The organism is Anaerocolumna jejuensis DSM 15929, from assembly GCF_900142215.1.
In the GTDB taxonomy this organism is placed as follows: domain Bacteria; phylum Bacillota; class Clostridia; order Lachnospirales; family Lachnospiraceae; genus Anaerocolumna; species Anaerocolumna jejuensis.
Window position 1 is genome coordinate 46,094 of sequence record NZ_FRAC01000031.1, and the last position, 10,553, is coordinate 56,646.

At 37.8% G+C, this 10,553-nt stretch carries 9 protein-coding genes; 2 read left to right on the plus strand and 7 right to left on the minus strand.

Annotated elements, in window-relative coordinates; all coding sequences use genetic code 11:
* Positions 1–37 precede the first annotated feature (37 nt).
* The 5 genes from rlmD to BUB77_RS23940 form a co-directional block, all read right to left on the minus strand.
* On the minus strand, positions 38–2,095 hold the full coding sequence (gene rlmD, locus BUB77_RS23920) for a 23S rRNA (uracil(1939)-C(5))-methyltransferase RlmD (protein ID WP_073279601.1): 2,058 nt from the start codon (positions 2,093–2,095) through the stop codon (positions 38–40).
* Between the two features lie 121 nt (positions 2,096–2,216).
* Positions 2,217–3,134: a radical SAM protein gene (locus tag BUB77_RS23925; protein WP_073279603.1), complete on the minus strand. Its 918-nt coding sequence runs from the start codon at positions 3,132–3,134 to the stop codon at positions 2,217–2,219.
* A gap of 594 nt (positions 3,135–3,728) precedes the next feature.
* Positions 3,729–4,523 carry a class I SAM-dependent methyltransferase gene (locus BUB77_RS23930; RefSeq protein WP_073279605.1) on the minus strand — a complete coding sequence of 265 codons (795 nt, stop codon included), beginning with the start codon at positions 4,521–4,523 and terminating at the stop codon, positions 3,729–3,731.
* 158 nt (positions 4,524–4,681) lie between these two features.
* The gene (locus BUB77_RS23935; protein ID WP_073279607.1) at positions 4,682–7,231 is read right to left on the minus strand and encodes a CoA-disulfide reductase; all 2,550 of its coding nucleotides are present in this window, start codon (positions 7,229–7,231) and stop codon (positions 4,682–4,684) included.
* Between the two features lie 131 nt (positions 7,232–7,362).
* Positions 7,363–7,647 carry an ArsR/SmtB family transcription factor gene (locus tag BUB77_RS23940; RefSeq protein WP_073279609.1) on the minus strand — a complete coding sequence of 95 codons (285 nt, stop codon included), beginning with the start codon at positions 7,645–7,647 and terminating at the stop codon, positions 7,363–7,365.
* Positions 7,648–8,138: 491 nt separating this feature from the next.
* Between BUB77_RS23940 and BUB77_RS23945 the strand changes: the two genes are divergently transcribed.
* Positions 8,139–8,423 (plus strand): hypothetical protein, encoded by a 285-nt coding sequence (locus tag BUB77_RS23945; protein ID WP_073279611.1) that lies wholly within the window; start codon positions 8,139–8,141, stop codon positions 8,421–8,423.
* A gap of 146 nt (positions 8,424–8,569) precedes the next feature.
* Here BUB77_RS23945 and BUB77_RS23950 read toward each other — a convergent pair whose 3' ends face one another.
* Positions 8,570–8,968, minus strand: a complete 399-nt coding sequence (locus tag BUB77_RS23950; RefSeq protein WP_073279613.1) for a hypothetical protein — start codon at positions 8,966–8,968, stop codon at positions 8,570–8,572.
* A gap of 563 nt (positions 8,969–9,531) precedes the next feature.
* On the opposite strand from BUB77_RS23950, the gene BUB77_RS23955 reads away from it, so the two are divergent.
* Positions 9,532–9,861 (plus strand): YerC/YecD family TrpR-related protein, encoded by a 330-nt coding sequence (locus BUB77_RS23955; protein ID WP_073279615.1) that lies wholly within the window; start codon positions 9,532–9,534, stop codon positions 9,859–9,861.
* Between the two features lie 45 nt (positions 9,862–9,906).
* Here BUB77_RS23955 and BUB77_RS23960 read toward each other — a convergent pair whose 3' ends face one another.
* Positions 9,907–10,515 carry a DUF1836 domain-containing protein gene (locus BUB77_RS23960; RefSeq protein ID WP_073279617.1) on the minus strand — a complete coding sequence of 203 codons (609 nt, stop codon included), beginning with the start codon at positions 10,513–10,515 and terminating at the stop codon, positions 9,907–9,909.
* Positions 10,516–10,553 lie beyond the last annotated feature (38 nt).

The following is a 10,553-nucleotide window of genomic DNA, read 5'->3' on the forward strand; positions in this document are numbered from 1 at the left end:
TATTCGCCGAGGGGTTTTAATTTACACAAATTATCTTTTACAAAATCATTTTGTAATATCTTAGTGCATTTTCTATAGCTTCTTCTTTTTCTAATGGCACTTGCGGAATTTTAGATTTTCCTTCCCCAACATTAAAATTGGCTCGTTCTGTAATACCGTGTTTTCTCTTTACCTGTGCTATATAGAGTTGCGATACTTTAAGTCCTGTATTCTCTAAGACATATTCCTTGATTTCTGCATAGGTTGCCTTACTTTCTGCCTGTGTTAAATCCATTTCATCAAGCCTAATTTCAACCTCAATCTTATCACTTGACTTTAGTTTGGACAACAAGACAACCGTCTCAACATGATTTGTCCAAGGAAACATGTCCACTGGTACAGCCTTTTCAGCCTTATACCCTTTCTTTACCAAGTATTCTATATCTCTTTGTAAGGTCACCGGATTACAGGATATATAAACCACTTTGGCAGGCTTTAGAATAGCTAGCGAATTCAGGAATTTTTCATCACTTCCGGCTCTTGGGGGATCCATGAAAACAACATCAACAGTCTCATTTTGCTCAGCCAGCTGCGCCATGAATTCACCTGCATCTTTTAAATAAAACTGGATATTGGAGGTTTCATTTCGTTTTGCATTTACCCTTGCATCTGCAACGGCATCCTTATTTAACTCCACTCCAATTAATTTTGATGCTTTATCCGAGGCTATCAGACCTATCGTTCCAATACCGCAATAAGCGTCCAGTATTGTTTCTTTGCCCTTTAGCTCTGCCATGTCAATTGCAAGGCGGTAGAGTTTTTCTGTCTGGGTGGGATTTACCTGGTAAAAGGATTTAGGGGATATACGGAATACCTTCTCACAGAGAGTATCTTCTATAAATCCTTTTCCGTAAATTATGTGTTCCTTTTCTCCTAAAATCATGCTGGTGTTCTTATCATTAACATTTACTATAATCGTAGATATTTCCGGGTGGAGCTGTCTGATGGCTTTTACAAAGTTGTTTTTTGAAGGAAAGATTGGGGAACCAATTACTAATACTACCATGATTTCCTTGCTATGATACCCTGTGCGGATTAGAACATGGCGCAGCAATCCATAACCGGTATCTTCATCATAGGTTTTGATTTTAAAAGATTTCAACAGGCCACGAATAGAGGCAATAATCTCGTCCGCTTTCTGATTATGAATCAGGCAGCTTTCGATTGGTACAACCCTATGGGTTCCCTCCTCATATACGCCTGATATAGCATTTCCTCTTTGGTCCCTGTCAAATACAACATGAACTTTGTTACGGTAATGGGCCGGGTCTTCCATTCCAACTATGGGCTTCACGGGACAATATCCGCTTAATAGTTCCGTTACCAGTTTTTGCTTTTCTATTAAATGCTCTTTGTAGCTTTTCTCATAAATTTTACAGCTGCCGCAATCTCTTCTGTAAGGACAGGTCCCTTCCGCATATTTCTTTCCTTTATTATCTGATGCCACAGACTTTCTCTTAGTATTTTTATCTGTGTATTTACCAGAATTTTTTCCACCCTTATCTTTCACGTTATATTCCAGGTTATATTCTGTTTTATGATCAGTCCAATATTCCTTGCTTTCTTTTCTGCTTACTTTTCCATTTTCTTTGATTTTAATTGAATTGAATTTTTTTTCACTACTATTTTCAGTTCCTTCATTTTTAATTTTTCTATTGTTTCTGGCTTTTACTTCATTTTGATTTTGTCTCTCACTTATATCCATCCTACTGTTTTGAATTTGTCTTTCACTTACATCTTTGCTTCTATTTTCGTTTTTCCTTGCATTTACATCCTTATTTCTATTTTCGTTTTTTCTTACATTTACATCTTTGCTTCTATTTTCGTTTTTCCTCGCCTCTTCATCCTTACTTCTATTTTCGTTTTTCCTTGCATTTACATCTTTACTTCCATACTTCCCTTTAACTTCAGCACTTTTGCTCTTTCCTGCATATTTCATATTTTCATTATCCAATCTCTGTAGTTTTATATCCATTTTTTTATCACTTTTCTTAGCAGCTTTTTCATGAACCCTTCTATCATTTCTTGCGGATTCTATTTCATTTTTTTGTATCATATATCTTTCCTTCCATTTCCGGTTATCTGTTAATTGATCATTTCCTCATCCTAATCAGGATTAGGCTTTGATTAAAATATATACTGCATTACTTTGATAGCAGACTAAGTCTCTTATTAGGCTATATTCCCTGATAATCAAATGCAGGAATGAAGCTTTCCGATGCTGTTTCACCTTCCTGAATAAATCCATTTTCGACACCTAAGTCTAATGCGTAATCCACCAAAGCTTCATATTCTTTCTTTGTTACTCTCCGATTTATTTCCGGATATTCCTTTACCTGTTCAAGGGGTGTATATTGATTCATTATGCTGATATAGATGGTGTCTCTATAGGTATTATATAAGTATTTTATAACCTTTTTGGAATCGGACAATCCACCGGGCAGCAGTAAATGCCTTACAATTACACCCTTTTTCATAATATTCTCTTCCAATACTGCTTCTCCGGTCTGACGGACCATTTCTTTTAAGCTCTGGGAAGCAATTTCAAAGTAATCTCTACATCCGGAATAGCGGTATGACAGTTCCTGATCAAAATATTTAAAATCCGGCAGGTAAATATCCACACTTCCTTCCAGCAGCTTAAGAATTTCCACACTTTCATATCCGCTGCTGTTATAGACAACCGGAATACAAAGTCCCTTCGCCTTTCCCTTTTCAATAGCCTTTACAATAGAAGGTACATAATGACTGGGGGTGACCAGGTTGATATTGAGAGCTTTTTGCTCCTGCATCTCCAGAAAAATATCTGCCAGTCGGTCTATCGATATTACCTTTCCTGCCTGATTTCTGGATATATCGTAGTTCTGACAGTACACACAGCCTAAGGAGCAGCCGGAAAAGAAAACTGTTCCGGAACCTCTTGTACCGGATATGCAAGGCTCTTCCCAATAATGGAGTGCCGCCCTTGCGGCCGTTATCCCTGCTCCGGCCCTGCAATACCCCGTTTTTCCCTCTGACCGGTTGGCATGACAGTTTCTTGGGCATAGTGTACAATCTCTATAATATTCAGCTTCATTGATTGGATTTATGTTCATTTTTTACTCTTCTCTTATTCCTAGCATATACAGCTTATTTTACCTTATACCAGGTGTAAATACAATTATAAAACATATTTACATTTCAAGCCAACAAAAACATATTTGCATTACAAGCTAACAACATATTAATTTTAAGCAAACAACATATTAATTCCTACTCAGCAAAATATGACCACACTCCGTTTTCGGCAAGGTCGTGGCACAGCAAAAATCCAGCCAGTCAAAAGCTTAAGAGTAGAGATTTTGCACCAGCAAAATTCTACTCGGCTTGACTGACTGGATAGGTGCAGCGGCCCGAAACCCAGGCAATTATACAAGGGCAGCAAAGTCGTCTAATTACCCTTGCCGGATTATTCTTTTTTGCAATAAATAAAACTAGTACATCGTTTTCAAATTGACCAGACCGGTTACTTTTTTAAACCTCCGGATACAACCTCCAAAAGCCTCGGCATAGCTCCAACTACGCCTGTGTTTTGAATGTTACCTCTGAACGTTTATCCTGCGTACTCAGTCCAATTATTTACAAAACGATGTACTAGCAGCTTCACATTGGAAAACTGGGCTGAACAAAGAAAATGCTTCTTATCTCCCCTAACTCTTTTCTGCAATTAACGTAAATGATAGCGGAAATCCCTTTCCATTGTAAACTTCAGTCAAACCTATATCATAATCATTTTCATTCAGATGAATTGTCTTCATTCTGTTTTCTGACAAGGAATTAATAATGTCAGCCATAGTATGCGAATAGCTTGTAAATGTCTTTGAATTATATTCTTTTGACATATATCCCATTCCATTATTTTCAATCCAGGGCTCTTTTCTGAAATATGAATACGTCAATTTATTTAACTTATCTCCATCAAAGCAATCCTCCCCGGGCAATGGCAGCATGTTCATCAGAGGATGAAAGTCATTCAGCAGTAACCGGCCGTTCGGTTTCAGGCATTTCCCCACAACATCAAATAGCTCTGATAAATCCTCAAACCATGTGATTGCGCCAATTGTAAAAATAACAAAGTCAAATGAATTATAGTAGCTTGAAGAGATATCAAGAATATTGCAAGACTCAAACTTGCAGTTTTTAATATCTGCCTTTTTAGCAGTTTCAATGGCCTGTGCAATAATGTTTTCAGCGATATCAAATCCTACGCCATTTTCGGCTCCCAGTTGCATTAAGGACAGTAGCTCACGTCCATTGTTACAGCAAAACTGTGCCACACATTTACCTGTAAAATCAGTATCCAATAATATTTTCCTGACATCTGGGTTAAAAAAAGGCAGCCGTTCATTTTTCAGTTGTACGTAATTTTCGTCACCCCAATTGGGATGCCTGTGCTCAAACGCCTCTTCCCAAGCTGCCTTATTACCATCAAAATAGTTCGCCATTTCAACCCCCTCCTTTCATCAATATTTTATTATATCGCATAAGTGCTATAAACGAAAGCTATTCTATCATTGTATCTTTCCTCAATACCATATTCTCTATATTCCTTTTCTACTTGCTCTCTGTTTGATTTTACTTTTATTTATAGTCAACCAGCCCTTTAAATAAACAGATTTACATTAGATTCCTCAGCTTCTCCCAGGTAGTAGCCAACACCGCCTATTTTCACTCCGTCTATAAGCTCTTCCTTCCGAAGGCCCATAACATCCATTGACATCTGGCAGGCTACGATTTCCACACCGTTTCCGATAGCAGTACTGATAAGGCTTTCCAGGGATTCCACGTTTTTATCCTTCATGACCTTGCGAATCATTTTAGCTCCCATTCCCATCATATTCATGTTGGAGAGCTTTAGCTTCCTGCTTCCTCTGGGCATCATCTTTCCGAACATCTTATCCATAAAGCCTTTTCTTAATTTCACTTTTTCAGGTTTTCTAAGGATATTAAGGCCCCAGAAGGTAAAGAACATGGTTACTTTTCTTCCCATGGAGGCAGCGCCGTTTGCTATGATAAAGGAAGCTATCGCCTTATCCAGTTCACCGCTGAATACGACCATTGTCTTGTTCTTTCTCTCGGTATCAACAGGTACTGACTTTACTGCATTATCTGCTGCTCCCTTCTTTATAACAGCGGTAATACCTCCCTTTTCCCTCTGACGTGACAGCAGCTGGTTACCTGTATTTTTACACCAGGCATTCACATCTTCATAAAACCCAGGATCAGAGGCATGGGCTTCCAATACTTCTCCACCCTTTAACTGGTCCACTGCTTCTTTTACCCGGAGCAAGGGACCGGGGCAGCAAATTCCGGTACAATCCAGTTTCTTATCAATTGTTATCTCCATACCTTTCCCATCCCCTTCTGTTGCTTTTATATTATTATCTTTTTCAATGGATACACTTTCCTGGATATTGACAGCTGTTTGATTCCTTATAGGAGTTATGGTTTGGGATTCGGAAATGCCAGCGGCTCTTACTTCTGCTCGTTCATTGACCTGCTCCGCTTCCTTCTGATACAGGTAATCCTTGGCACTTAAGTAACCGCCGGTAACATTTAAGGCCTGATAACCGTTTTGCGTAAGTATCCTGTCGGCTATATATCCTCTTAAGCCTACCTGACAATACACAACAATCCTTTTATCCTTATTAAGTTCTCCCAGGCGGTTTCTTAGTTCATTTAAGGGAAGATTAATTGAACCCTCCATATGTCCAAGCTCGTATTCCTCTGTATTTCTTACATCCAGAAGTACAAAATCCTCCTCATCCTCCAATACCTCATCCCAGGTAGTCATGTGGCTGAAGCCTTTTCTTACATTTTCCGCTGCGTATCCTGCCATATTTACCGGGTCCTTTGCAGAAGAAAAAGGAGGCGCATAGGATAAATCCAGCTTTGTCAAATCCTCTGTGGTTCCCTTAAGGCTCATCACCGCAGAAATTACGTCAATGCGCTTATCAACCCCTTCGTAGCCCGTGGCCTGTGCTCCAAGAATCCTGCCCTCCCTATCAAACAGCAGCTTCAAAGAAATGTTAAAGGCTCCTGGATAATAGGAAGCATGGGACATAGGGTACAAATGCACCGTCTTATACTCAATTCCTGCTGCCTTCAGTGTTCTTTCATTGGCTCCGGTCCTTGCCGCCGTCAGGTCGAACACTTTAATGATGGAGGTCCCTAAAAAGCCATCAAAGGTTGACTGAAGTCCTGCAATATTATCTGCAGTAATTCTTCCCTGCTTATTTGCCGGACCTGCTAAAGCCACGGCAGTCTTTCTTTCAGTTACAAAGTCAATTCCCTCTATGGCATCTCCCACTGCGTAAATACCCTCTATGTTGGTTTGAAGCCTTTCATTCACCTTGATATGACCTCTTTCACCCAGTTCAATTCCGCTGGTGCGTAGAAATTCCGTATCCGATCTTACTCCCATGGCAAGGATAACCAGCTCTGCTTCCAATACTTTACCGCTTTTAAGGTGTACCTTTACACCTCTGTCCGTATCTGAAAATCCCGTAATACCATCATTTAAGTACAGGTTAATACCGTTTTGAGACAACTCACGCTCTGCCGATATAACCATATCCTCATCAAAAGGAGCCAGAATATGCGGCGCGGCCTCTACAAGGCATGTCTCAATCCCCTTTTCCTTCAGATTCTCCGCCATTTCCACACCGACAAAGCCACCGCCGATTACAATAGCGCTGTGGGGGTTCTTCTCCTCTACAAAGGCTTTTATTTTATCCGTATCGGGAACATTTCTCAGGGTATGGATACGGCTGTTGTCAATTCCAGGAATATTCGGCCTTAATGCCTTTGCTCCCGGTGAAAGGATTAGATTGTCAAAGCTTTCTTCGTATACTCCTCTGTCCTTGCTTTGTACGGTAACACATTTTTTTACCGTATCTACAGAGATAACTTCACTGTTTATCCTGACATCAATACGGAATCTCTCCTTCATTGCCTGAGGTGTCTGTACCAGCAGTTTTTCCCTTTCTTGTATAGTATCTCCTATATAGTAAGGAAGACCGCAGTTGGCATAGGAGATGTAGCCATCTCTTTCAAACATGATAATTTCAATACTTTCATCCAGTCTTCTTAAACGTGCTGCTGCAGAGGCTCCTCCTGCAACGCCGCCTACTATCAATACTTTCTTAGCCATTGTTATTTCCCCGCCTAAGGGCTTATCCCCTTAAGTGCTGCCATATTATATCCGCTCAGAAGAATCCTTATGGCATCCTTTCTTCTTAAATTTCCTTCTGAACTTACTCCTTCAATAAACATACCATTGACTTATGACGCCTGAATCAATATTCTGATTAATTCAGCAACCTTCTCATTACTGATTCTGTAAAAAATCTCAAGTCCTTCTCTTCGTCCCTCAATTATCCCTGCTGCCTTCAGCTTCTGCAAATGCTGGGACACTGTGGACTGAGGTGTCTTTAAACAGGATTGCATATAGCTGACATTACATTCTCCCTTCTCAAGCAGTCCGTTGACGATGCAAAGACGCACCGGATGAGCAAGCACTTTAAGCATTTCTGCCGCTTCCGCATAACGATTAATGTTATTATCCATTGAAACCTCTCCTATACTTTTTATTATTGTTAAATTAAATCTGCCGGTACAGGCAGGCTATTTTATCTGTTTGATTTGCAAATCATTATATTCATATATTACGATATATAAATATATATGTCAAGATTTCAATTTTGTTTCCAAAAATCTTTATAATTTATAAGATAAATTCGCTATACTCTTTTTATTTAATGATATCTTTTTAAAGATAATAAAATACCTCCTGAAGATAACAAAATTACCTTTAAAGATAATAAAATACCTCTTGAAGATAACAAAATTACCTTTTAAAGATAATAAAATACCCCTTAAAATCATTAATAGTCTTTTAAGAGGTTGATTGCAAATACTGCAGCACTGCAATATTTTTTTGCCTGTATTAACTTATTTTCTCTTTTTACTCTCTTTTCCTATCCTTAACCTTATCCTTTCATTCCCTCTTGAAATCAGAACATATGTTTGTTATTATTATTTAAAGGAGGTGTCCGTTCATGCCATTTATTGAAAACGCTAATTCCAATAACCCCATCATTTTATCCGGCCTGCCTGTAAGTGTTGCTGTCGTCTACAATACCCTGGGTGATTTTAAGCCCTTATATATCTGTGTAGTGGACCTATATAATAATGCTTGTAAGACTAAGGTTGAATATATAAAGGATATAAAAAATATTAAAGGCGGCATTTCATTCTGCTGTGTCTATAAGTCCGGCGATATTCTAAAGGAGGTTATGCTGCTATACTATTTAAATTCTCACATTTGGTTGATTGAATCTTGATAACCATTAAAGCATCCGCTGCTTATACGGCCTTCCCAGTGGGGTATAAAAATGCATTGAAACGATTTTCACAAAACTTAGTATATTTTTATACTCCAAGTATCCCTCCAATAAACATGACCTTCTGACACCCGAATCAATATTAATTATTTGCCGTCCAAAATATCTTCTAATTCTCTCAAAATTTCTTTTCTTGGCATTGTATGAACAATATCCGTAAGCTTAATTAATTCCTCATCAAGAAAGGATTTATCCATTGAATGCAAGTAATGTACAACTTTTGGAATCTCTTCTTCCAGCTTCCTAAAATACCTTTTTTCTTTAATGTACCAATACCAGCTAAGGAAAAGCCCTATTATTGCTATAATTGTCATTATTATTGCGACAGTTGGATTTTGAGCATCCTTGAACAAAAAACGGTTCAATAGAAGATTCAACGGTGGCCCAGAACATATAACAGTAGTCCATACCGGTAAAAACAGCCTTGGCTTTACTGCTTTTATTAGTTCCTTACTAATTTTTGATTCATCCTTCACTTCTTTCATTTATATATTTACGCCTCCTTATAAAGCATTCGTTGCACTATACTCTACAAGTATTTACGAAATCTCTTCTGAGAATTCCTATGTTCTTTAGAATTCTTATGTTCTTAATATTTCTTATGTTCTTTGGAATTCTTATGTTCTTGATAATTCTTATGTTCTTGATAATTCTTATGTTCTTGATAATTCTTATGTTTTTGATAATTTTTATGTTCTTGATAATAACATGCTATTGTTTTTATGAACCTAGAGCCAGCAGCATATCCATTAATACCGGTTGAATATTGATCTTCACAACAAACTTCATCCTTCCTTTTACATTTATAAATACCACTTTCTTAATTTCAAATACAAAAAAACTACCAGCAGACGCTGATAGTCAGTAATCCATATAAATAAAGGCAGCCAAAATGTAGTCAAAGTCATAAACAGAGAAATATTATAGCCTTAAAAAGCAGTGTTTATCGGCTTTTTTCCATAAAAAATAACCCTTTACTTTAAAACTGCGTAGTGTTAAAATGATAGTATCAAAGTACCTAAGAATACAGGAAGCAGGAGAGGAAAAATTGAGTAAAAATATAAGGACCCATGCTGTGGATTATTTATTTGAAGCTATCTTGAGTCTGAAGAGCCAGGAAGAATGCTATACTTTCTTTGAAGATATCTGCACGGTAAATGAACTATTATCGCTGTCACAGCGTTTTGAGGTTGCCAGGATGCTGCGCGACCATAAGACCTATTTGGAGATTGCTGAAAAAACAGGCGCCTCAACAGCTACCATCAGCCGAGTGAACCGTTCTTTGAATTATGGCAAGGATGGATACGATATGGTATTTTCAAGAATATCCGATTTTCAGGAAGATGACATTTCTGATGATGAGATAACAAACGATTAAAAAATAAAAGTCTGACTTAAAGGCTAACCCCCTAAAGTCAGACTTTTATTGTTTTTTCTCCATTTCTTTTGCCATATCATCTATCAGCTTTTCAATCATTTGTTTTTTCAAATAAACATCAAAGCCCAGCATACAGATAAATGAAAAGACATTCAAGAATTCTTTATCTTCCTTGGATTTTACCTCTTTGAAGGTTTCCTGGGATTTTCGGTACTTTCTGATAACATCCTTTAACAGGTTATCCATCTGTTCTTCTTCATACTGAAAGACCTCTTTATAAATCTCTTCCAGTCCGATTTCTGAATTTCCCCCATAGTACTTCTCGGTAAGCGGATTGAACATTTGCTGGATATCGTTAATGCTGAGAATATTTTTGAAGTAATAAATAAAAATCAGCATCAGCATGTGCTCTTTGGTATATTTCTTCTTATTTGGCGGCGGCAGCAAATCATTCTTCGTATAGTTATTGATCATGGTTTTTGTAAGCAGCTTATCCTCATTGTAGCGTTTAGAGAATTTCAAATGCTCATCCATAAAGGTTGTGACCTGATCCATATATAAATCTATATTAGGAATATCGTCCGGAACGACATAATCCAGCTTCTTCATACCCTGTATAAGAGTCTTTAAATACTTATCATCACTAAACTCCATTACAATCACCTCATCTTCCATTATATAGTATTAAAAAC

Bases quoted from the DNA above. Each gene is read 5' to 3' on its own strand.
- rlmD (WP_073279601.1), bottom strand. From the start codon at position 2,095: ATGATACAAAAAAATGAAATAGAATCCGCAAGAAATGATAGAAGGGTT.
- BUB77_RS23925 (WP_073279603.1), bottom strand. From the start codon at position 3,134: ATGAACATAAATCCAATCAATGAAGCTGAATATTATAGAGATTGTACA.
- BUB77_RS23930 (WP_073279605.1), bottom strand. From the start codon at position 4,523: ATGGCGAACTATTTTGATGGTAATAAGGCAGCTTGGGAAGAGGCGTTT.
- BUB77_RS23935 (WP_073279607.1), bottom strand. From the start codon at position 7,231: ATGGCTAAGAAAGTATTGATAGTAGGCGGCGTTGCAGGAGGAGCCTCT.
- BUB77_RS23940 (WP_073279609.1), bottom strand. From the start codon at position 7,647: ATGGATAATAACATTAATCGTTATGCGGAAGCGGCAGAAATGCTTAAA.
- BUB77_RS23945 (WP_073279611.1), top strand. From the start codon at position 8,139: ATGCCATTTATTGAAAACGCTAATTCCAATAACCCCATCATTTTATCC.
- BUB77_RS23950 (WP_073279613.1), bottom strand. From the start codon at position 8,968: ATGAAAGAAGTGAAGGATGAATCAAAAATTAGTAAGGAACTAATAAAA.
- BUB77_RS23960 (WP_073279617.1), bottom strand. From the start codon at position 10,515: ATGGAGTTTAGTGATGATAAGTATTTAAAGACTCTTATACAGGGTATG.